Genomic DNA, 20,983 nt, shown 5'->3' with positions numbered 1-20,983 from the left:
GCGTCTGGCTGAATTTGCGCAATGCCGCAGGCAACTGGTGCAGATGCGGGTCAGTGAGATGCAGCGCTTGCGGCGATTGGTCGATCCGGATCTGATTGCGATGAAGCAACGCCATATAGCTCAGCTATCTGACGACCTGAAACAGTTGGATAAAGCTATTGCCGAGCAGCTTGAGGGACAGCCTGGCTGGAAGAATATCGGCGCGCTCAAAGGCGTCGGCCCCATCCTGATCAGCACACTGGCCTGCGAGTTGCCCGAACTGGGCAGCTTGGGAAGCAAAGCCATAGCATCGCTGGTGGGGTTGGCCCCGATGAACCGCGAAAGTGGCACCTGGCAGGGCCAACGGCGGATCAGTGGTGGGCGCGCGGTGGTACGCGAAGCCCTTTACATGGCGGCCCTGACGGCCATCCGGTACGAGCCAAGGCTGCGCGCGTTTTACGCTGGCCTGAAGGCCAAGGGCAAAGCGAGCAAGGTGGCGCTCGTGGCGGTCATGCGCAAAATGCTGGTGATCCTCAACGCCCGTAAGCGAGACGCCGAGGTGGCCCTCGGCTGCCCCTGACAAGACAGTTGCTACTGAATCCCCATGCACGAGTCTTTGGTAGATCCACGCCATGCGTGGATGCCTTTGCAGAGTCGAGCCACGCTCGACTCATCGCGCATCGCGCGAACAGCAGCCGAGCATGGGCTCGGCTCTACATGGCGCCTGCTCAGCCCAAAGCCGCGAGATGGGCGATGTAACTGGAGCGGGATTCGCCGGCCGCTCTGGCCTGCGCATCCAGCCTCGCCAGGATGCGACGCGGCAGGCTGATGTTGACCCGCTCGATGGTGTCGTCCAGCAGAGACGGATCAATGCAGATGTAGGCAAGAATCCAGGCCGTACCACTGGGAGCCTCGGCGACGATCTTCTGTGGCGCAGAAGGATTCGGAATCGAGCGCCCCTCATCCAGGGCCGCATCGATCCAGGCAAGCGCAGATTCCTCGGCCGCACTGAGTGCATCGTCAAGCGTGTCGGCCGCCGAGAAGCACCCCTGCAGATCGGGAACGATGACACCCCACGCGGTGCGTTCATCGCCCGCCTCAATCAAGACTGGATAGCGCATGGGACCTCCTACGTCAGTCCTGCCAGCTTCCGCAGCGCCAGCACCAGCCCCTTGCCCAGATCTTTTTGGGGTGAGGCACGGTGATGATGTGAGGCCGCTGCGGGTGCACGAATACATGATGGGATCCACGAATCCTGCAACAGGTCCATCCTGCCGCCTCCAGATCCCGGATGAGGTCCCTGCTCTTCATGCAGGGACGATACACATCGTACACACGCACCAACAGAGTTCAAGACGACAGCCGTTCCGGACCAGTAGATCCACGCCATGCGTGGATGGAATCCCTATCGCGCGCCCGGCGCGAAGCGCGCCACCAGGTCCCAGGCATCCCCCAGAAACACCTGCCGCACGCGGGTGATCGGCTGTTCGCCGCGCCAGGTCAGGCGCTCGATCACCAGGCAGGCGGTGCCCGGCTTCACCTCCAGCAGCTTGGCCGTGGCGGTGTCCGCGCCCCAGGCACTGATGCGGTGCTGGGCACGGGTCCACGACACGTTCTGCAGCAGCCAGCTGCCCGGCGCGGTGGTGTTGAAATCGACCTCCAGCACCTCGGGCACGCCCACCGGGCTGATCAGTCGATGCTCAAGTGCCAACGGACGGCCATCGGCCAGATGCAGGCAGCGCATCGCCAGCAGCTGCTGCTGGCCGGCCAGCTCCACCTCACCGGCATTGCTGCTTTCGGCCAGGCGCAGCTCGCGCTGCAGCAGCCGGTAGCCGTACAGGTGGCCGCGTGAGCCGACCTCCATGGCGATATCCGGAATTTCCAGCGCCACCTGCTCCAGGTGCGGCGGCTGCCGCGCTACGAACGAACCCGCACGACGACGGCGCTCGATCATGCCGCTCTCGGCCAGCGCGGTCAGCACCTTGTTCACCGTCATCCGCGAGCAGCCGTACTGTTCCATCAGCTCGTGCTCGTAGGGAATACGGAAGCCCGGCGCCCACTCCCCGCTGAGGATGCGGCTTTCCAGATCGCTGCGGATACGCTGGTTGAGCGTGGCGGACTTGCTGGCCTTCACGTAATGGGGTCCCGGTGGCGGAGGCGATCAGCCCAGCACGCCCTTCAGGGCGGCGGCGAAGGCGGTGGTGATCGCCTCGCGCTGCAGGTGGAGGCCCTCGGCCACGCACTGGCGGCCATGGCGCCAGACCGATCGCAGCGCGCCATTACGTGCGGCGAACACCCAGCTGTCAAGCCATGCGTCATCCTGCCGCGCCTGCAACGCCGGGTGCGCGGCGTCCAGCTCGACCAGGTCGGCGCTGGCGCCGACCTGCAGGCCAGCAGCCACGCCCAGCGCCTGCGCACCACCGTGCAGTGCACCTTCAAACAGGAAGCGACCGGTGCTGCGGCGGGCATCCGGGGCCAGCACGTTGCGCCCGCGCAGGGTCAGGCGCTGGCCGTATTCGAGCAGGCGCAGCTCTTCGGCAGCATCGATCAGCACGTTGGAATCGGAGCCGACGCCGAAGCGCCCGCCCTCGCGCGCAAAGGCCTGCATCGGGAACAGGCCGTCGCCCAGGTTCGCCTCGGTGATCGGGCACAGCCCGGCCACGGCACCGCTGGCCACGATGGCCGCGCGCTCGTCATCGGTGATATGTGTGGCATGCACCAGGCACCAGCGCGCATCCACCGGCACATGGTTGTACAGCCACTGCACCGGGCGCTGGCCGCTCCAGGCCAGGCAGGCCTCGACTTCACGCACCTGCTCGGCGATATGGATGTGCACCGGGCCATCGGTGAGCGGCAGCAGCGCGCCCAGCTCCTCGCCGGTGACCGCGCGCAGGCTGTGCGGGGCAATGCCGAGCACCGCGTCGGGCAGCGCGGCCAACGCCGGCTTGGCCGCGTCCAGCAGCTGCGCGAAGCCTTCGACATCATGGATCAGGCGGCGCTGCGCTGGATTCGGCGGCGCGCCACCGAAATCGGCATGCGCATAGAACACCGGCAGCAGGGTCAGGCCGATGCCGGTCTGCGCGGCGGCGGCAGCGATGCGCGCGCTCATCTCGGCGCGATCGGCATACGGCTGGCCGTCGGCATCGTGGTGCAGGTAATGGAACTCGCCGACGCGGGTGAAGCCGCTTTCCAGCATTTCCATGTAGGCCTGGGCGGCGATGGCCTGCACCGCGTCGGGGCGCAGGTGGGCCAGGAAGCGGTACATCAGTTCGCGCCAGCTCCAGAAGCTGTCACCGTCGCCGCCGCCGATCTCGGTCAGGCCAGCCATGCCGCGCTGGAACGCGTGGCTGTGCAGGTTGGGCAGGCCCGGCACCAGGATGCCGACGCGGGTGTCACCGTCCCGCGCGCCCTGCCCTGTGCTGATCGCGGTGATGCGGCCGTCCTGGACCTGCAGGCGGACATCACGGGCCCAGCCCTGGGCCAGCAGAGCGTGGGTGGCATGGAAACTGAGCTGGGAACGCGAATCGGACATGGCTGGACAACCCGAAATGGACGCCTATATTGTATAGACATATAAGCACAGCCGCGTTGTGGATGCCATGCACGTCGATACCCTCTGGTCCAACGTTCACCTGATCACCCTCGACGGCGAGGGCCTGGGTGTCATCCGCGATGGCGTACTGGCCTGCGCAGACGGGCGCATCGTCCACGTCGGCGCTGCTGGCAGCGATGCGCACCTGCAGCCGACCACCCGCATCGACGGTGAAGGTCGCTGGATCTCGCCGGGCCTGATCGACTGCCACACCCACCTGGTCTACGCCGGCAACCGCGCCAACGAATTCGAGCAGCGGCTGCAGGGCGTCAGCTATGCCGAGATCGCCCGCGCCGGCGGCGGCATCGTCTCCACCGTGCGCGCCACCCGCGCCGCCACGCCCGAGCAGCTGGCCAACGAAAGCCGCCCGCGCCTGCTGGCGATGCGCGCCGAAGGCGTGACCACGATCGAGATCAAGTCCGGCTACGGCCTGACCCTGGCCGACGAGCGCAAGCAGCTGCAGGTGGCGCGCGCACTGGGCGAGGAATGCCGGGTCAATGTGGTCACCACCTTCCTCGGCGCGCACGCGATTCCGCCGGGCCGCGAGGCGCAGGAATACACCGACGAGGTGTGCAGCGTGATGATTCCGGCCATCGCTGCCGAAGGCCTGGCCGAAGCGGTGGATGTGTTCTGCGAGAACATCGCGTTTTCCCCGGCGCAGGCACGGCAGGTCTTCGAGGCAGCGCGTGCGAACGGGCTGGCAGTGAAGATCCATGCCGAACAGCTGAGCAACCAGCACGGCGCAGAACTGGCGGCCGGCTTCGGTGCGCTCTCCGCCGACCATATCGAACATCTGGATGACGCTGGCATCGCTGCGATGGCGGCGGCCGGCACCATGGCCGTGCTGCTGCCGGGCGCCTTCTATTTCACCCGCGATACCACCCTGCCCCCGATCGCTGCATTGCGCGCGGCCGGAGTGCCGCTGGCACTGGCCACCGACAGCAACCCGGGCACCTCGCCGCTGACCAGCCCGCTGCTGGCGATGAACATGGGCGCCACCCTGTTCCGCCTGACCGTGGACGAGTGCATCGCCGGCTTCACCCGTGAAGCGGCGCGCGCGCTTGGCCATGGCGATCGCATCGGCCGCCTCGCTGTCGGCATGGACTGCGACCTGGCGATCTGGGACATCGACGCCCCCGCCGATCTGGTCTATCGCATTGGATTCAACCCGCTGCACGCGCGCGTGGTGCGCGGGCAGTCCGACCTGCCTGCCTCCTGGAGCAACACATGAGCAACACCCTGGTTCTTCGCCCCGGCCATGTCACTCTCGCCCAGTGGCGGCAGGTCTATCGCGGTGCGCCGCTGTCGCTGGACCCGGCCGCGCTGCCGGTGGTGCGCGCCAGCGCCGCAGCCGTTGCTGCCATCGTCGCCAAGGGCGCGCCGGTGTATGGCATCAACACCGGCTTCGGCAAGCTGGCCAGCGTGCGCATCGAGCGCGAGGACCTGGCCACTCTGCAGCGCAATATCGTGCTCTCGCATGCTGCCGGCGTGGGCGAGCCGATGCCGGCCAGCGTGGTTCGGCTGATGATGGCGCTGAAGCTGGTCAGCCTTGCGCAGGGCGCTTCGGGTATCCGCGAGGAAACCCTGCTGCTGCTCGAAGCGATGCTGGTCAAGGGCGTGCTGCCGGTGGTGCCGGCGCAGGGTTCGGTCGGCGCCTCCGGCGACCTCGCGCCGCTCTCGCATCTGGCCAGCGTGATGCTGGGCGTGGGCGAAGCGTTCATTGGTGACCAACGCCTGCCCGCAACCGACGCACTGGCGCGTGCCGGCCTGCAGCCTATCGAACTGGGCGCGAAGGAAGGCCTGGCGCTGCTCAACGGCACCCAGTTCTCCACCGCCTACGCGCTGGCCGGCCTGTTCGAAATCGAAACCGTGTTCCAGGCTGCACTGGTCACCGGCGCGCTGTCGGTGGAAGCGGCCAAGGGTTCTGACACACCGTTCGACCCGCGCATCCACGCCATCCGCGGCCAGCGCGGGCAGATCGCCACCGCCGCCACGCTGCGCACCCTGATGCAGGGCTCGGACATCCGCGAATCGCACCGCGACAACGACGTGCGCGTGCAGGACCCGTACTGCCTGCGCTGCCAGCCGCAGGTGATGGGCGCGGCACTGGACATCCTGCGCCAGGCCGCGACCACGCTGGAAATTGAAGCCAACGGCGTGTCCGACAATCCGCTGGTATTCACCGATACCGGCGAAGCGCTGTCCGGCGGCAACTTCCACGCCGAGCCGGTGGCCTTCGCTGCTGACATGCTGGCGATGGCCGTGTGCGAGATCGGCTCGATCAGCGAGCGCCGCCTGGCGATGCTGGTCGACCCGGCGCTGTCCGGCCTGCCGGCGTTCCTGACCCCGCGCCCCGGCCTGAATTCCGGTTTCATGATTCCGCAGGTGACCGCCGCGGCACTGGTTTCGGAGAACAAGCAGCGCGCCTACCCGGCCAGCGTCGATTCGATCCCGACCTCGGCCAACCAGGAAGACCATGTGTCGATGGCCGCGCACGGCGCACGCCGCTTGATGCAGATGGCCGAGAACGCCGCCAACGTGATCGGCATCGAGCTGCTGGCCGCCGCGCAGGGCTGTGATTTCCATTCCCCGCTGCGTTCCAGCGCCGCGCTGGAAACCGTGCGCAGCACCCTGCGTGCCCAGGTGCCGACGCTGGAAGAAGACCGCTACTTCCACCCGGACATGGTGACTGCCACCAACCTGGTGCGCAGCGGTGCGCTGGCACGTGGCCTGACCGACCTGTTGCCGACCGTGGAACCGCAGGCATGAACGCCCATCCTGAATGGCTGACGGTGCACGAGGGCGATGCCCCGTTGATCGTCAGCTTCCCGCATACCGGCAGCGAACTGCCGCACGACCTGATCGGCGACTACCACTCGCCGTGGCTGGCCCGTCGCGACGCCGACTGGTGGGTGCACGAGCTGTACGACTTCGTGCGCGGCATGGGCGCGACCACGGTGCGCTCGGCGATCTCGCGTTCGGTGATCGACCTCAACCGTGACCCCAGCGGGGTCTCGCTGTACCCGGGCCAGAACACCACCGGCCTGTGCCCGCTGACCACCTTCGACAACCAGCCGCTCTATCACGCTGGACGCGAGCCGGATGACGCCGAGATCGCGCGTCGCCGCGACACGTATTTCCTGCCCTACCACGATGCGCTGGCTTCGCAGATCACCCGCCTGCGTGCACGCCACGGCACCGTGGTGGTGTACGACGCGCACTCGATCCGCTCACACATCCCGCACCTGTTCGAGGGCGAGCTGCCGCAGTTCAACCTGGGCACTGCTGGTCCGTCCGGCGCACCAGACACCTCCTGCGACAACGCCTTGAGCGACGTGGTGGAGAACCTGCTGAAGATCAGCGGCATGAGCCAGGTGCGCAACGGCCGCTTCAAGGGCGGCTGGATCACCCGCCACTACAGCAACGTCGCCGGCGGCGTGCACAGCCTGCAGATGGAGCTGGCCTGTCGCGGCTACATGCACGAGCCGTTGCCCGACCAGGTGGACGAACACAGCTGGCCCACCCCGCTCGACCCCGACCACGCCGCACCGCTGCGCCACACCCTGGCGCAGGTGCTCAATGCCTGCCTTGAATTCGCTACGAACCGGAGCGCCGCATGACCCGCAACGACCCGTCCCGCACCATCGCCGCGCCGACCGGCACCACGCTCAACGCCAAGAGCTGGTTGACCGAAGCGCCGCTGCGCATGCTGATGAACAACCTGCACCCGGACGTGGCCGAGCGGCCGCAGGAACTGGTGGTGTACGGCGGCATCGGCCGCGCCGCGCGCGACTGGGAGAGCTTCGATGCGATCGTCGAAACGCTCAAGCGCCTGGACGACGACCAGACCCTGCTGGTGCAGTCGGGCAAGCCGGTGGGCGTGTTCCGCACCCACGCCGATGCGCCACGCGTGCTGATCGCCAATTCCAACCTGGTGCCGCGCTGGGCCAACTGGGACCACTTCAACGAGCTGGACAAGAAGGGCCTGGCCATGTACGGCCAGATGACCGCCGGCAGTTGGATCTACATCGGCGCGCAGGGCATCGTGCAGGGCACCTACGAGACCTTCGTGGAAATGGGCCGCCAGCACTTCGGCGGCGACCTGACCGGCAAGTGGCTGTTCACCGGCGGCCTCGGCGGCATGGGCGGTGCACAGCCGCTGGCCGCAGTGATGGCCGGCGCCTCCTGCCTGGCGGTCGAATGCCGCAAGAGCAGCATCGACATGCGCCTGCGCACCGGCTACCTCGACACCTGGACCGACAACCTGGACGAAGCGCTGCGCCTGATCGAGGAGTCGTGCAAGGCCGGCACCCCGAAGTCGGTAGGCCTGCTGGGCAATGTGGCCGACGTGCTGGCCGAACTGCTCAAGCGCGGCGTGAAGCCGGACCTGCTGACCGACCAGACCTCCGCGCACGACCCGGTGAACGGCTACCTGCCGCAGGGCTGGACCGTCGAGCAATGGGACGAGAAACGTGTCTCTGCACCGAAGGAAGTGGAAAAGGCAGCGCGCGCTTCGATGGCCAACCACATCCGCGCCATGCTCGGCTTCCACGCACTGGGCGTGCCCACCGTTGATTACGGCAACAACCTGCGGCAGATGGCGCTGGAAGAAGGCGTAGAAAACGCGTTCGACTTCCCCGGTTTCGTGCCGGCCTACATCCGCCCGCTGTTCTGCCGTGGCATCGGCCCGTTCCGCTGGGCGGCACTGAGCGGTGATCCGGAAGACATCGCCAAGACCGATGCCAAGGTGAAGGAGCTCATTCCGGACAACCCGCACCTGCACCGCTGGCTGGACATGGCCGCCGAGAAGATCAAGTTCCAGGGCCTGCCGGCACGCATCTGCTGGGTCGGCCTAGGCGACCGTGATCGACTGGGCCTGGCCTTCAACGAGATGGTCGCCAACGGTGAACTGAAGGCGCCGGTGGTGATCGGCCGCGACCACCTGGACAGCGGCAGCGTCGCCTCGCCGAACCGCGAAACCGAGGCGATGGCCGATGGCTCCGATGCGGTCTCCGACTGGCCGTTGCTGAATGCCCTGCTCAACACCGCCAGCGGCGCGACCTGGGTGTCGCTGCACCACGGTGGCGGCGTCGGCATGGGCTTCTCGCAGCACGCCGGCATGGTGATCGTCTGCGATGGCACCGAAGCAGCGGCGAAGCGGATTGGCCGCGTACTGTGGAACGACCCGGCGACCGGCGTGATGCGCCATGCCGATGCGGGTTATGAGATCGCGGTGGAATGCGCGAAGGAGAAGGGACTGGATCTGCCGGGAATTCTGGGCTAATGCGGGGTTGCCGGCCAGCGGCCGGCACGCACATCATCCGGTGCCATCAGGGCAATGCGCAGCAGTGTCCCCGATCCGCCGGCGTGCATGCCATGGAAGAGGCTTGCGCCAGCTTCAGTGGCATCGCACCTAAAGTTGCGCGGTGCCCTGCCGATGCCGGAGATCAACAAGGAATGTTGCCCTCCGGCCTGTTTACTCGGGCCAGCGCCCCTGTGGGCTCATTCCTTTCTGATGAACTCTTCTGCTGAAAGGAATCCACTGTATGGCTCACGAAATCACCATGGATCTTGCCACCAAGTTCGTACTGCACAAGGACGTCGAACTTGCCGTCAGGAAAGATGGAAAGCTGCTCGGTACCGCCCTGATCAGCAAAGGCAACATCGAATGGGTGCCCGCAGGCAATTCGGTGAACAAGAAGCGGCTGAGCTGGGCTAGGTTTGCCGAGCTGATGCAGGACCAGGGCAAGGATGTGAAGATCAAGTAGATCGATCGCGGATTGCCACATCGCCCTGCGACGGAGTCTCAGTGCCAGGACTTCGTCTGAATCCCGTTCTGCACCATCGAGATGTTCTCTCCAATGAGCGTTCTTCAACGTCTGCTACTTGTCGCCACCTGCATTGCGGTCACCGGGCCTGCGAGCGCAGCAAACCAGATCAGCACAAAGCTCCCATACGAGACCCGGATCAGCCCGCTCGTTATTCTGGATGCGAACAATGAAGGTTCCTGCGCACTGCCCTCGCCGGATGGGCGTCGCCGCACTCCCTACTTCCCTGATCTCAGGCAGCGTTGCAGCATCCTTGCACAAGCCCTGTTTGCGTCACTCATTACCCGCGGCTTCGACGCAAAAATGGAATCTTTTACGCCTGATGCACCCATCGGCTACAAGGAGTATTACGCCGCGTTCGCTGAGTGGAAGCGAGGCGTAATTGAAAAGTACCCCGATCGGTACGTGCTGACTTACCACGGACTGGTGGACGAGAGAAAGCAAAGCTACCTGGTGATGAATCTGTCCGGACCAGGCGACGGCGAACGCCCGCTGCTTGGCACGATTGAGCTCAGCAAGGACCAGATGTGGACCGTTACCAAGCTCGGCGATATGAACTTCATTGGCCCGACCCCGTTGCCGCGCCTCATCGAGCTGCTGAGCAACACCCTGGAGGAGCGCTGTCCGACCCGCGGGTTCATGCGTAACTGCTATGGCCGTGGCTGGCTCATGGACAAGAGCCCCAGGTAAGGCCTCAGCCACAATCGATAGGGTGTCGGCCACCGGCCGGCATCACCGCCATCAGGAAATACAGGAAACCACGCACAGCACGCCTTTCATGACCGCTACGGACCTGCGTGCAACGCTCGACTGCCGCCACGCCTTCTATCCGGGCATACCCGCATGATCCCGTGTGGCACGAAGCCCATCCGCTCATGCATGCGTGATCCATCGAACAGGGCCCGCTTGACCCCACCTGCAGCCGTGACCAACATGCGCCATCTCCGCTGACGGATCACCGCGATGTACCGCACCCTTGCTGCTGCATTGCTCTGCGCCCTGTTCGCTGCTCCACCCGCTTCTGCGCGTGGGCTTCCCGTCGGCCTCTCTTCACAGCTCGAAGCCCAACTGCAGACCAACCGCGAGCGCTACGGCATCGCCGGGCAAGCGGTGCTGGTCGCCCACAACGGCCATGTGCTCTACCAGGGCGCCAGCGGCGAGCGTGACCCGGCCACCCACGCGCCGGCTACCATCGATTCCATTTTCACAGCGCAGTCGATGGCCAAACTGCTGACCAGCACGCTGGTGATGCAGTTGGTCGACCAGGGCAAGGTGGATCTGGATGCACCGGCCAGCCGCTATGTGCCGGACCTGCCGGCTGCCTGGCGGACGATCCCGGTGCGCGACTTCCTCAACCACAGTTCGGGCATCGGCGAGTACTACGACCGTGTCGACAACCGTTGGATCAGCAAGGGCTACAGTGGCGTCGCGCCGGATCTTGCGGCAGCCCTGAAGGTCGCCGCGGCCGCGCCGATGCAGTTCGCCACCGGCAGCCGTGTGCAGTACACGCAGGCCAACTACCTGGCGCTGACGGCGTTGCTGGAAGCGCACTATCGCAAGCCCTTCCCGGCCGTCGCGCGCGAGCGCATCCTGCGGCCGCTGAAGATGGCCAGCACCTCGTGGGGCGTGGCCAGCGTGCCGGCGCAGCGTGCGGCGGTGGCCTACATCGGCAAGGACGGCTCCTTGCAGCCGGCCAACGAAGATCCATGGCCGCACTACGGCTGGGGCCATGCCGACCTGCAGACCACCGTGGGCGACATGAACCGCTTCCTGCAGGCACTGGCCACCGGCAAGCTGCTGCGCACGGCCACCCTGGAAAAGCTCTGGCAGCCGCAGACGCTGAGCGGCGGCGGCCGCAATTACTACTCCACCGGTTGGGATACTGTGCGCAGTGACGGCTACACCCAGGTCGGCCACGATGGCGGCACTCGCGTACGTGCACGGCTGGCCTACAAGGACACCCTGGACAGTGGCTACTGGGTGTTTGTGTACCTGACCAATGGCAGTGCGCGCAATGTGTGGTCGAGCACGCTGGTGGAAAGCACGATGGCGGTGGCCGCGCCGAAGGAATTCCCGCACGCGGTGTTGTCCGAACGCTTGATTGCCTATGCGCTGGATGATGATGCGGGCGCTGCACCAGCCCTGCGCGCATGGTTGCGCGACAGCAGCGGCATTGCGACCGATGAACTGGAGCGCGCGATCAATGCCGATGGCTATGCCATCCGCGAGAGCCTTGGTGCACGCAGGGCGTTGAAGGTGTTCACGCTCAACACCGAGCTGTATCCGGATTCGGCCAACGTCTGGGACAGTCTGGCCGAGTGCCATGCCGCGCTGGGTGATGCCGAGACTGCAAAGGCGCTGTACGCGAAGGCGAAGGCGCTGGCGAAACCGTCTTTGTAGAGCCGAACCGATGCTCGGCTCCGTAAAAAGCAGCCGAGCATGGGCTCGGCTCTACAGGCGCACCAGCCCCCATACGCCGGTGATGGGTGACGTACCGTCCGCGACCTGTTAACTTGCGCGCCACTTTCGTGGTTTACAGCATTCCGTATGTCGCTCCCGTCTCACCGCCCCACCCCGTCCCTGCTGTTCCTGGCTGTTTCCCTCGGCCTGGCTTCCACCGCCGCCGCCGCCCCGCAGGCCACCACCCTCGATGCCGTACGGGTCACCGCTGCCGCCGATGCCAGTGCGCAGGCGCGCGAGGCGCTGAAGCGCGTGCCCGGCGCCAGCAACGTCATCGACGTGGCCAAGGCCGGCAGCCGCCTGTCCAGCAGCGCCGATGTGCTGGCCTACCAGCCCGGTATCAGCGCGCAGTCGCCGGGCAACGAGGGCACCAAGGTGTCCATCCGCGGCTCGGGCATCAATCGCGGGCCGGGTGCGCATGCCTCGGGCATCGCCGTGTCGATCGACGGTCTGCCGCTGACCGGACCCGGCGGCACGCCCTACGAACTGCTGGAACCGCTGTGGCTGTCGCGCGTGGAGGTGCTGCGCGGGGCCAATGGTTTCGAACGTGGCGCGCTGGCACTCGGCGGTGCCATCGATTACGTCAGCCGCAACGGCCGTGATTCTGCCGGCGTGCAATTGCATTACGAGGCCGGCAGCCGTGGCTACCAGAAGCGCGGTCTCAGCTGGGGCGGCGTCAGCGGCGACGTCGATTACTTCCTGGCCTACACCGATACCGAATTCGACGGCTACCAGCGCCATGCGCGCGGCGACGGTAAAGGCGCGATGGCGAACATCGGCTGGCAGATCACGCCCGACCTGCAGACGCGCTTCTTCGTGCGCTATCGCGAAACCAACCACGAAACACCCGGACGCCTGACCCGCGACCAGATCCGCAATGACCCGCACGCGGCGAACGCAGCCAACCTGGCCATCGATGCGCGCCGCCCGCAACCCGGCAGCACCTGGGTGGGCAATGTCACCACGCTGCAGATCGATGAGGACTCCTCATTGCAGGCCGGGCTGGTCTATCACAAGTACCCGATGGACTTGAACGAGAGCCTGTACCGCCAGCAACTGGACTACGCCAACCTCAACGCCACGCTGGACTATCGCCACCGCCACCGGCTGTTCGGGCTGGACAGTGAAACCACGGTCGGCCTGCGCGTCACCCACGACCTGGACGCCGACGTGCGCGAGTCGCTGCGCTTTGCCAGCAACGGCTATGCCGCCGGCACGCGCACGCGTGATTTCCGCCACCACGGCACCAACAGCACGCTGCACGTCAGCAATACCCTCACCTTCAACGACCGCCTGCGCATGCAGACCGGGCTGGCGCTGATCAACACCCGCCGCGACGTGCAGGTGACCTGGCCAAACAGCGGCGGTCGACTGCGCGATCATGACTGGGACTACGCGCCGCGGCTGGGCTTCACCTGGCAGCACAGCGCTCAGACGCAGTGGTTCGGCAACCTCAGCCGCTCGGTGGAAGCACCGCATCCGTGGTCGATGATCTGGGGCTCGAACCAGTACTTCGGGCCGGGCAATGGCCCCTCCACCGGCCGCCAGCGCGCGCCGGTACCGATGCAGAACCAGACCGCCACCACGCTGGAACTGGGTGCGCGCGGCGACGCTGTGCTGGGACGCTGGGAACTGACCGGCTACTACGCGCACATCAACCACGAGCTGCTGAGCGTGGAGCTGCAACCGGTACCGAACCTGTTCATCGCAGAGAACAACGCCAGCCCCACCGTGCACCGTGGCATCGAAGCCGGCTTGGACAGCACGCTGTGGCAGGCCGCGCCGGGGCGCCTGTCCTTGCGCCAAGCGTACACCTTCAGTGATTTCCGTTACCGCCACGACGCGCGCTTCGGCAGCAACCGCCTGCCGGGCCTGCCGCGCCACAGCTACCAGGCCGAGCTGCGTTTCGATCACGCCTCCGGCCTCTATGCTGCACTGAACACCGAATACGCCTCGCGCATCGCAGTGGACTACGCCAACAGCTACTGGGCCGACAGCCATGTGATCTTCGGCAGCCGCATCGGCTACGACGCACCCGGTGGCCGCTGGCAGGCGTGGGCGGAGATGCGCAACATCGGCAACCGCCACTATGCCGCCACGGTCACGCCGGGCTACGACGACGCCGGCAAGGATGTCGCGCGCTCGACGCCAGGCGAAGGCCGTGGCGTCTATGCCGGCGTGCGCTGGCGCTTTGACTGATCGCCTCAGGCGGCGCCGGATGTGATCCGGCGCCGTCATTCCAGGGTCAGCCGATACGCCAGGCCGGCAGGCGTTCGCTGCGCTTCCAGATGGAGGGCGCGAAACCAATCAACACCAGCGCCGCCAGCCACTTCGGTGAGGTATTGAGCAGTGTCGAGGTGAGCGAGCCATCGACGGGGGCGGCCATTTCCTGCCACGGGTTGTAGCCCAGGTAGACGACGCTGCCAGCCCACCACAGCAACGCCGCACCGACACCCACCAGCAGCAGGGACAGCGTGCGGCAGGTCCAGCGCTGCGAGGTGGTGCCCCATTCCCGCGACGCCGCGATCAGAAGGCCCACCACCAGCAGCGACACCAGTGCAACCAGCCCGATATCGACCTTGTGCCCGATACGCTCATAGCTGCAGGCGCGGCATTGGGCCTCCTCCGCGGCGGTAGCGGCTTCGGCGGTATCGGCCTGCCCGGCTGCAGGCTGCGCCAGTGCTGCAAACGGCATCAGTACTGCCAGCAGCGTAACCATGATCCAACGAAACAACGTCCTGTTCCTGCGTGCAGCGACATCCATGCGCTCTTCCTCGTCAGTGGTTGTACGTCCAGGGCCGCAGTACGCGGCCGTCCCATACGCCGCCAAGACCTCGTTCCGGGGGTTCGGCCATCCAGCGTCCTTGTTCGCGATGCAGTACGACAAGCTCCCGGTAGACGAAATCGCCGGAACACGAATCCCAGGCGACCGCGATCATAGCCCACTGCCCATCGACGCTGAAAACGGGCCGGGTCAGATAGGCGAAGTGGTCGTATGTCCGAGTCGGCCCATGCACCGTTGCCCCACATCCCTGCTCCCGCAGCGCTCGAAGCCCCGCGCTGTCCATCCGCTGCGCACCGGCCAGTGCGGCCACAGGCACTGGCGTGGGACGGCGATTGGCGGGAACCAGGTCCGCCTGCAGCTGCAACCGCAGCGCATGGATGTCAGGCTGCCACCGGTCGTCCAGCGGCAGGACCAGATCGTCCACCTCCTGGCAGGTGGAGGCACTGCTGCCCGGCCAGCAATAGGGCAAGGTCTGCTCCATCACGTAGATGTCCTCCGCCACCGGGTCGGTCAACTGCGGCTGCTCCTGCGGGCACCATCGATCGACGCGCGCGGACGACGTCTGCGGTGCGCCGGGCACCGCGCTCAGCGAGGTTGGCAGAACTGGCGTTGGCTGCGGCAATGCGGGTGGAAGGGGGAATGGCGGCCTCTGCCGGATCGCCAGCGCCATCGCCATCGCCTCAGCCTGCATCTGCGCTGTTCACAGGTTGACCGGTGGCGGACCGCTCTCCTGCTGCCACCTCGGGCGCAGGCTGCAGATTCCGGCCATGAGAGCCAAAGCCGACAGCGCCGCCGCCAGCGATGCAATGCGCCGCCAGGCGATCCGTTGTTGGCAGTCACGGTCTGGCTTGAAAGACGTATCTGTCATCACGGCTCCGGCAACGCGGGCCACAGGCCCTGTCCAAACCCCGTATAGCGGACAGGCTCCACTCGAATGCGCTCCCATCCGCCATTCCTGCGGTGCAGAAGGTAGAGGCCGCGCATACCCGTTCCGCCGCTGCACAGATCCGAGGCGATCGATGCCATTGCCCAGTTCCCGTCCAGGCTGAACACAGGACGCTGCAGATAGACAATGCCCAGATCCGGATTGCCCGGTCCGCCCATGCATCCCTCGATACCGCGCGCGCGTCGTTGCTGAAGCTCGTCCCACGTCATCCGCTGCGCCCGCACGTGTGCAAGCTCAAACGCGAGGTCGGGTACCCGTACAGCCCGACGGTTCACAACCTGCAGCATCGACTCCAGATGCTGCTGCAGTTGAAAGGACGCCGCGCTGTCATCATCGCGCCACTGGAAGACGCTGTGACGAACCTGGCAGACAGGGGCGGGATCTCCTTCACCGCAGGTAGGCGCAGTCCATTCCATCACGGCAAATGGCATGTCGGGCTCCCAGCCGCGCGGCTCGAAGTGTGCTGGCTCGACGTCTTCCAGCGGCACCGCCGCGGTCGCGAACCCACTGTTACCGGTCAGCATCGGGAAGGAGACTGCCTTGATTGGAGTCGGTGGTACGGGCGGATTTCCTGGTGGTGTCGGTCGCAGGTCGATGAGCTCTGCCATCACCTCGGCCTGCATCCGTGCCGTTCCCAGATTGATCGGAAGCGGGCCGACATCCTGCCGCCACTGCGGGCGCACGCTGGCCACCAGCGCTAAGACTGCAACCATCGATAGAACGACCGTTGTGGCCAGGACGCGTTTCGGTGCAATGCGCTGTCGCATGAAGATCCTGGAAAAGTGAAGCACAGGGGAAATCGCCCGGAACTGCAGTACTACCCGTCCAGCACTACCGCCATCGGGCAGCGCAGGCGCCGGTCAACGCGACGATCAGGGCCACCTGCGTGCGCGGCCAGCCGCACGCACGACTTCACCGCCACGGCTCCTGGGCAGCTTCAATGCACTGATGGAAAAATGGCGCGAGTTCTTCATGCCGCCACCCGTGGGCGGGCGGCATCGCGGCCAGGGAGCTCAGAAACCTGATACTGCATGCGGACATCCTTGCCGGGCACGCGTAGGCGGTGTTGGGCGGATTCTACCGCGATGGGGCCGCAGGTCCATTACCCATGGGCCGGACTGGCGCCTGCCTTGTACCGCGCGCTGGCGGCTGGACTATGATTCTCCACCAGAAAAATATTTGCCACGGCATGCAGGCCTCCCAGTTCACCCGCGCCACCGCACTTGTGATGTTCGTTCCAATGCTTGGCCTCGCCGGTTGGGGTTCGTGGTTTGGCAGCCGCTGCTTCAGCGATGGCTGCCTCGGCGTCCTGGTGGCATGGCTTGCCGCCGTCGTTGCATTTGTAGTTCAGGCGTTGCTGGTACTCCCGACACATGCCTGGGCCCTCAAGCGGCAGGGAGCGCCCGCCGCTCGCAGCTATTTTCGTTGGTTGGGCGCGTCGGCCGTCGCAGCCTTCCTGCCCATCGTGCTCGGCTGGGGCTATCTGGTGATCTTCCGCTGACCTGCCGCGCGTCTCCCGCACACGAATAGCCGGATCAGGGCGGTGCGGTCGCCTTCAGCAACTGCGCGGCCACCTGGTCGAACGGGGCGATGTCCTGCAGCGCGCGGCACATCGCCACGGCGCCTTCGACGCTAGCGATCACCAGGCTGGCCAGCTCGCCCGCCGCTGCCGGGGCATGCCCTTCAGCGACGAACGCCGAGGCCAGGTGGCCCTGCCAGCGCGCGAAGACCTCGGCGGCAGCCGCGCGGGGTTGGCTGGGCGTCGCCTCCACCGGCTCTTCCACTGCCGCAGCCAGCACCGGGCAGCCTGCGCGGAAGTCGGAACGCAGCAGACGCTCGCGCCACATCGCCAGGAACTGCTGCAGACCCTGCGCCGCTCCCTCCTTCAGCAACTCCACCAGCAGCGCCTCGACCTTGTCGCCGGCCATGTAGGTGGCGCGCGCCAGCAGTTCCTGCTTGCCGCCAGGAAAATGGTGATAGGTCGAGCCCAGCGGCGCCTCGGCCAGCTTGGTCACCTCACGGATGCTGGTGGCATTGAGGCCTACCCGCGCCAGCATCTGTGCTGCGGCATCAATCACCCGTTGCGGGGCATCAGAGGGTCGTGGGCTCACGGCGATCGCCTTGCTAAGACAGTCGTCATAGATTAGCGTACCGGCCGTTCTATAACAGTCGTCATAGCCATGAATCTCTGGTTCCGCCTGCTCCATCTGCTGCTGTGCAGCCTGTTCCGGCCGAAGCTGGACGCCCCGTTCGGGGTTTCGCGGCTGCAGTTCCGGGTACTGCCCAACGACCTGGACAGCAACCTGCACATGACCAACGGCCGCTACTGGAACATCTTCGACCTGGGCCGGCTGGACCTGATCCTGCGCATGGGCCTGGGCCGGGTGGCGCTGCGCGAGAAGTGGGCTCCGATCGTCGGTGCCGGCACCATCCAGTTCCGTCGCGAGCTGAAGCCGTTCCAGCGCTTCACCCTGGAAACGCGCCTGGTGGGCTGGGTCGGCTCGCGCGGCATCATGGAGCAGCGCGTGCTGATCGGGCCCGAGCAGAAGATCGCCACACGTGCGCTGCTGGTCACCGGCATCTACGACCGTCGCGCGCGCCAGTTCCTGGGCATGCCGAAGATGATGGAAGCGATCGGCGTGGTCGCCCCGCCCTCGCCGCCACTCAGTGCGGCCGCCGAGGCGTTGCTGGCGGCCGATGCTGCGTTGAAGCAGGATGACGCCTGAGACGCGTCACCCGACCTTCGGCATGTTCTTGGTCACGCAATGGATGCCACCTCCGCCGCCGGCGATCGCATCGATATCCACCTGTTCGATCACGCGGCCGGGATACAAGTCCTCCAGCAGTTCACGGCAGTAGCCATCGGCTGCGTCGTCACCGAACTGCGGCGCGACCACCGCGCCGTTGATCGGCAGGTAGTTGATGTAGCCCATCGCCAGATCGTCGTTGTCGCGGGTATGCACGCTGTCGCGCCCGTCCAGCGGTGGCGGCAGCGTGTGCACCTGCAGGCGACGACCATCGGCATCGGTGGCCTCGCGCAGGATCTGTAGATGTTCGCGGGTCAGGTCGTGATCGTAGGACTCCGGATCATTGTCCAGGTTGGCGATCACCACGCCCGGACGCACGAAGCGTGCGTAGAAATCCACGTGCGCATCGGTGATGTCCTCGCCAGCAATGCCGGGCAGCCAGATCACCTTGCGCAGGCCGAGGTGGTGCTTCAGCTCGGTCTCGATATCCGCGCGCGACCAGCCGGGATTGCGATTGCGGTTCACCCAGCAGCTTTCGGTGAGGATGGCCGTGCCATGGCCATCGACTTCGATGCCGCCGCCCTCGCCCACCAGATCGCTTTCCAGCAGCGTGGCACCGGTCACCTGCGCCAGCCACGGCGCCACCGCACCATCGTTGCGTGCGCTCTGCTTGCCACCCCAGCCGTTGAAGTTGAAATCAACCAGCCCCAGCCCGCCCCGGTCATTGGTGACGAAGCAACCACCGTAATCACGCACCCAGATGTCATCCAAGGGCACGTCCAGGAACTCGATGCTGTCGCGGCCGCAGCGGTCCTGCGCCTGCTTCAACTGTGCAGGGCGGCACAGCACGCTGACCGGCTGGTAGCGGGCGATGGTACGGGCCAGGCGGGCCACGGCGGTGTTCACCGCGTCGGCCTGCGCACCCCACACCCGTGGTTGCGCGGCAAACGCCAGGAAGACGCGTTCCTGCGGGCCATGCTCATCCGGCATGCGCCAAGTCCCCGCACCTGGCCCCGCCGCGGATACGCGCCCCGGCAGCCCAACCAGGCCCAGAGCGGCCAGGCCACCAAGACCGGCGGCGCCCGCCAGCTGGGTGAGAAAGTGACGACGGTTGCTCATGACAGGCTCCATGGCCGGTGTGGGATGGGCGCCATGCTGCGCTTGCCGACACATAAGAACAAACGATAGATTCAGTCGACAATTGAACAGTTGTACTTATCAGAATGCTCAAGCACTGGCCACCGCTGAACGCCCTGCGGGGTTTCGAGGCTGCCGCCCGGCTCGGCAGCTTCCACCGTGCGGCTGAGGAACTGCACCTGACCCAGTCGGCCATCAGCCAGCAGATCCGGGGCTTGGAAGCTTCGCTGCAGCAACCGCTGTTCTTCCGGCAGGGCCGCAGCGTCACCCTCACTGACGCCGGCGTCGACCTGCTGGAAACCACGCAGTCACTGCTGCGGCAGCTGGCCAGCGGCATCCGCCGACTCGATCAGTACCGCAAGCCGAATCAATTGATCGTCAACACCAGCCCGGCCTTCGCCCGGCATTGGCTGGTACCGCGCCTGGCCGGGTTCCATCGCCTGCATCCCGGCGCCGACCTGTGGCTGCTGACCAGCGAGGACGCGCCGGACATGACCACGCAGACGCTGGACGTGTCGGTACGCGATGACCTCGATTCGCAGGCGCAGTGCCACCATCGCGTGCTGCTGCAGGATCGCCTCTTTCCGGCCTGCCATCCCGACCTGCTGGCCACGCCCACGCATGAACGCCTGACCCTGCATGGCGAGCGCGAAATGGACTGGAGCCAGTGGCAGGTGCAGGGTGGTGCCGATGTCGGACAGCGACGCGAGGGCATGAACTTCTCCGAGCCTGGGCAGCTGCTGGATGCTGCCTGCCAGGGCCTGGGCATCGCCCTGGTCAGCGAGCTGCTGTCGGCACGCGCATGCGAACAGAGCCTGCTGCAGCCGCTGGATGAGGGGCGCGTGCGCGGCCCGCGCTGGAGCTGGCTGGTGCATGAGGACAGCGCAGCCGATCCGCTGGTGATCAGTTTCTGTGAGTGGCTGCTGGCAACAATACCGCTCCAGTAATACCCCGACACCTGCAAGCACAGACTTCACGCGACTTTAGATTGCATCCTTCAGAACACGCTTCAATCTGCGCGAGTGCGATTCAACCGCTTTCCAATTCCAATCCCTCACGGGAGGAAGATCGATTCCACCGCGCTCTCTGGCGAAGGCGCCGCGTTCGGACATGCGATAGATACTTGCCAAGCTACTGGCGTCTTGATTCACCGGCAGAAAAACGTGTATTAGCCCCCATCCTGCAACGCTCGAGCGCATCTTCCCGCGATCTGGCCCCTTGGTCAGCTCAAATTCTCGGATGGTGACGTCACCGTCCATATCGGGATATCTCACTCCGACAAAAACCGCTCCTCCTTTTACCTGCCGGAGCAATTCCGCATAGCTGCATAGATCCTCTGCGCTACCGAATCGCTGGAGAGTCTCGCCCGGCGTGGAGTAGATTTCGGTGACCAGCGACGGTGCGCGCTTGAAAATTGCGCGCGCCACAATCTCTACTACCGTGAGCGAAACAGCGCCCATCGTCCCTCCCGATCCAAATCAGCCATTCTGCAACAAACAAGCGCCAGCC

At 65.9% G+C, this 20,983-nt stretch carries 21 protein-coding genes and 1 pseudogene; 12 read left to right on the top strand and 10 right to left on the bottom strand.

Annotation, left to right across the window (positions count from 1 at the left end; genetic code table 11):
• A pseudogene (locus tag AC5P88_RS20005) lies at positions 1–559 on the top strand (IS110-like element ISStma6 family transposase); the annotation flags it as partial.
• 148 nt (positions 560–707) lie between these two features.
• Here AC5P88_RS20005 and AC5P88_RS20000 read toward each other — a convergent pair.
• The 4 genes from AC5P88_RS20000 to AC5P88_RS19985 form a co-directional block, all read right to left on the bottom strand.
• Entirely contained in the window at positions 708–1,100 is a 393-nt protein-coding gene (locus tag AC5P88_RS20000) for a type II toxin-antitoxin system HicB family antitoxin (protein ID WP_049427595.1), read from the bottom strand.
• Between the two features lie 13 nt (positions 1,101–1,113).
• Complete coding sequence (locus tag AC5P88_RS19995) at positions 1,114–1,290, bottom strand: type II toxin-antitoxin system HicA family toxin (protein WP_495225868.1); 177 nt, start codon at positions 1,288–1,290, stop codon at positions 1,114–1,116.
• A 94-nt stretch (positions 1,291–1,384) separates the two neighbouring features.
• Positions 1,385–2,113 carry a histidine utilization transcriptional repressor HutC gene (gene hutC / locus AC5P88_RS19990; protein WP_286073830.1) on the bottom strand — a complete coding sequence of 243 codons (729 nt, stop codon included), beginning with the start codon at positions 2,111–2,113 and terminating at the stop codon, positions 1,385–1,387.
• Positions 2,114–2,140: 27 nt separating this feature from the next.
• Positions 2,141–3,511 carry a formimidoylglutamate deiminase gene (locus AC5P88_RS19985; protein WP_495225867.1) on the bottom strand — a complete coding sequence of 457 codons (1,371 nt, stop codon included), beginning with the start codon at positions 3,509–3,511 and terminating at the stop codon, positions 2,141–2,143.
• A 67-nt stretch (positions 3,512–3,578) separates the two neighbouring features.
• Here AC5P88_RS19985 and hutI point away from each other — a divergent pair, with 67 nt between their 5' ends.
• The 8 genes from hutI to AC5P88_RS19945 all read left to right on the top strand — a co-directional run bounded on the left by hutI (position 3,579) and on the right by AC5P88_RS19945 (position 14,058).
• Complete coding sequence (gene hutI / locus AC5P88_RS19980) at positions 3,579–4,802, top strand: imidazolonepropionase (RefSeq protein ID WP_495225866.1); 1,224 nt, start codon at positions 3,579–3,581, stop codon at positions 4,800–4,802.
• Complete coding sequence (gene hutH, locus AC5P88_RS19975; RefSeq protein ID WP_495225865.1) at positions 4,799–6,340, top strand: histidine ammonia-lyase; 1,542 nt, start codon at positions 4,799–4,801, stop codon at positions 6,338–6,340. Before hutI ends, hutH begins: the two co-directional genes overlap by 4 nt.
• Positions 6,337–7,191, top strand: a complete 855-nt coding sequence (gene hutG, locus AC5P88_RS19970; RefSeq protein ID WP_106549052.1) for an N-formylglutamate deformylase — start codon at positions 6,337–6,339, stop codon at positions 7,189–7,191. The genes hutH and hutG overlap by 4 nt, the downstream gene beginning before the upstream one ends.
• Positions 7,188–8,855: a urocanate hydratase gene (gene hutU / locus AC5P88_RS19965; protein WP_286073835.1), complete on the top strand. Its 1,668-nt coding sequence runs from the start codon at positions 7,188–7,190 to the stop codon at positions 8,853–8,855. The genes hutG and hutU overlap by 4 nt, the downstream gene beginning before the upstream one ends.
• A gap of 262 nt (positions 8,856–9,117) precedes the next feature.
• Entirely contained in the window at positions 9,118–9,339 is a 222-nt protein-coding gene (locus tag AC5P88_RS19960; protein WP_049443231.1) for a hypothetical protein, read from the top strand.
• A gap of 93 nt (positions 9,340–9,432) precedes the next feature.
• A complete protein-coding gene (locus tag AC5P88_RS19955) occupies positions 9,433–10,089 on the top strand; it encodes a hypothetical protein (protein WP_495225864.1) in 657 nt (218 codons plus the stop codon).
• Between the two features lie 273 nt (positions 10,090–10,362).
• Positions 10,363–11,799 carry a serine hydrolase domain-containing protein gene (locus tag AC5P88_RS19950; protein ID WP_495225863.1) on the top strand — a complete coding sequence of 479 codons (1,437 nt, stop codon included), beginning with the start codon at positions 10,363–10,365 and terminating at the stop codon, positions 11,797–11,799.
• A gap of 147 nt (positions 11,800–11,946) precedes the next feature.
• Entirely contained in the window at positions 11,947–14,058 is a 2,112-nt protein-coding gene (locus AC5P88_RS19945; protein ID WP_495225862.1) for a TonB-dependent receptor family protein, read from the top strand.
• A gap of 46 nt (positions 14,059–14,104) precedes the next feature.
• On the opposite strand, the gene AC5P88_RS19940 is transcribed toward AC5P88_RS19945, so the two are convergent.
• The 3 genes from AC5P88_RS19940 to AC5P88_RS19930 all read right to left on the bottom strand — a co-directional run bounded on the left by AC5P88_RS19940 (position 14,105) and on the right by AC5P88_RS19930 (position 16,357).
• Entirely contained in the window at positions 14,105–14,623 is a 519-nt protein-coding gene (locus tag AC5P88_RS19940) for a hypothetical protein (protein WP_495225861.1), read from the bottom strand.
• A 13-nt stretch (positions 14,624–14,636) separates the two neighbouring features.
• Positions 14,637–15,320, bottom strand: coding sequence for a hypothetical protein (locus AC5P88_RS19935; protein WP_495225860.1), 684 nt, complete (start codon positions 15,318–15,320; stop codon positions 14,637–14,639).
• Between the two features lie 191 nt (positions 15,321–15,511).
• Entirely contained in the window at positions 15,512–16,357 is an 846-nt protein-coding gene (locus AC5P88_RS19930; RefSeq protein ID WP_495225859.1) for an energy transducer TonB, read from the bottom strand.
• A 389-nt stretch (positions 16,358–16,746) separates the two neighbouring features.
• Here AC5P88_RS19930 and AC5P88_RS19925 point away from each other — a divergent pair, with 389 nt between their 5' ends.
• The gene (locus AC5P88_RS19925; protein WP_495225858.1) at positions 16,747–17,091 is read left to right on the top strand and encodes a hypothetical protein; all 345 of its coding nucleotides are present in this window, start codon (positions 16,747–16,749) and stop codon (positions 17,089–17,091) included.
• Between the two features lie 34 nt (positions 17,092–17,125).
• On the opposite strand, the gene AC5P88_RS19920 is transcribed toward AC5P88_RS19925, so the two are convergent.
• Entirely contained in the window at positions 17,126–17,701 is a 576-nt protein-coding gene (locus AC5P88_RS19920; protein WP_495225857.1) for a TetR/AcrR family transcriptional regulator, read from the bottom strand.
• Between the two features lie 69 nt (positions 17,702–17,770).
• Between AC5P88_RS19920 and AC5P88_RS19915 the strand changes: the two genes are divergently transcribed.
• Positions 17,771–18,316 carry a thioesterase family protein gene (locus AC5P88_RS19915; RefSeq protein WP_049463187.1) on the top strand — a complete coding sequence of 182 codons (546 nt, stop codon included), beginning with the start codon at positions 17,771–17,773 and terminating at the stop codon, positions 18,314–18,316.
• A gap of 6 nt (positions 18,317–18,322) precedes the next feature.
• On the opposite strand, the gene AC5P88_RS19910 is transcribed toward AC5P88_RS19915, so the two are convergent.
• Positions 18,323–19,456: an agmatine deiminase family protein gene (locus AC5P88_RS19910; protein ID WP_495225856.1), complete on the bottom strand. Its 1,134-nt coding sequence runs from the start codon at positions 19,454–19,456 to the stop codon at positions 18,323–18,325.
• Positions 19,457–19,560: 104 nt separating this feature from the next.
• Here AC5P88_RS19910 and AC5P88_RS19905 point away from each other — a divergent pair, with 104 nt between their 5' ends.
• A complete protein-coding gene (locus AC5P88_RS19905) occupies positions 19,561–20,421 on the top strand; it encodes a LysR family transcriptional regulator (RefSeq protein ID WP_495225855.1) in 861 nt (286 codons plus the stop codon).
• A 36-nt stretch (positions 20,422–20,457) separates the two neighbouring features.
• Here AC5P88_RS19905 and AC5P88_RS19900 read toward each other — a convergent pair whose 3' ends face one another.
• On the bottom strand, positions 20,458–20,934 hold the full coding sequence (locus AC5P88_RS19900; protein ID WP_146256794.1) for a hypothetical protein: 477 nt from the start codon (positions 20,932–20,934) through the stop codon (positions 20,458–20,460).
• Positions 20,935–20,983: the final 49 nt, after the last annotated feature.

This window comes from Stenotrophomonas sp. YJH_SMC_8, assembly GCF_059371315.1.
Note: the sequence above shows the minus strand (reverse complement) of the source record. Positions and strands in the feature narration are given on the sequence as shown.

Coding starts and splice junctions, on each gene's coding strand:
- AC5P88_RS19995 (WP_495225868.1), bottom strand. CDS start 1,290: ATGAAGAGCAGGGACCTCATCCGGGATCTGGAGGCGGCAGGATGGACC.
- AC5P88_RS19955 (WP_495225864.1), top strand. CDS start 9,433: ATGAGCGTTCTTCAACGTCTGCTACTTGTCGCCACCTGCATTGCGGTC.
- AC5P88_RS19935 (WP_495225860.1), bottom strand. CDS start 15,320: ATGGCGATGGCGCTGGCGATCCGGCAGAGGCCGCCATTCCCCCTTCCA.
- AC5P88_RS19910 (WP_495225856.1), bottom strand. CDS start 19,456: ATGAGCAACCGTCGTCACTTTCTCACCCAGCTGGCGGGCGCCGCCGGT.
- AC5P88_RS19925 (WP_495225858.1), top strand. CDS start 16,747: ATGATTCTCCACCAGAAAAATATTTGCCACGGCATGCAGGCCTCCCAG.
- AC5P88_RS19900 (WP_146256794.1), bottom strand. CDS start 20,934: ATGGGCGCTGTTTCGCTCACGGTAGTAGAGATTGTGGCGCGCGCAATT.
- AC5P88_RS20000 (WP_049427595.1), bottom strand. CDS start 1,100: ATGCGCTATCCAGTCTTGATTGAGGCGGGCGATGAACGCACCGCGTGG.
- AC5P88_RS19945 (WP_495225862.1), top strand. CDS start 11,947: ATGTCGCTCCCGTCTCACCGCCCCACCCCGTCCCTGCTGTTCCTGGCT.
- AC5P88_RS19940 (WP_495225861.1), bottom strand. CDS start 14,623: ATGGATGTCGCTGCACGCAGGAACAGGACGTTGTTTCGTTGGATCATG.
- hutG (WP_106549052.1), top strand. CDS start 6,337: ATGAACGCCCATCCTGAATGGCTGACGGTGCACGAGGGCGATGCCCCG.
- hutH (WP_495225865.1), top strand. CDS start 4,799: ATGAGCAACACCCTGGTTCTTCGCCCCGGCCATGTCACTCTCGCCCAG.
- AC5P88_RS19915 (WP_049463187.1), top strand. CDS start 17,771: ATGAATCTCTGGTTCCGCCTGCTCCATCTGCTGCTGTGCAGCCTGTTC.
- hutI (WP_495225866.1), top strand. CDS start 3,579: ATGCACGTCGATACCCTCTGGTCCAACGTTCACCTGATCACCCTCGAC.
- hutU (WP_286073835.1), top strand. CDS start 7,188: ATGACCCGCAACGACCCGTCCCGCACCATCGCCGCGCCGACCGGCACC.
- AC5P88_RS19930 (WP_495225859.1), bottom strand. CDS start 16,357: ATGCGACAGCGCATTGCACCGAAACGCGTCCTGGCCACAACGGTCGTT.
- AC5P88_RS19985 (WP_495225867.1), bottom strand. CDS start 3,511: ATGTCCGATTCGCGTTCCCAGCTCAGTTTCCATGCCACCCACGCTCTG.
- AC5P88_RS19960 (WP_049443231.1), top strand. CDS start 9,118: ATGGCTCACGAAATCACCATGGATCTTGCCACCAAGTTCGTACTGCAC.
- AC5P88_RS19905 (WP_495225855.1), top strand. CDS start 19,561: ATGCTCAAGCACTGGCCACCGCTGAACGCCCTGCGGGGTTTCGAGGCT.
- AC5P88_RS19950 (WP_495225863.1), top strand. CDS start 10,363: ATGTACCGCACCCTTGCTGCTGCATTGCTCTGCGCCCTGTTCGCTGCT.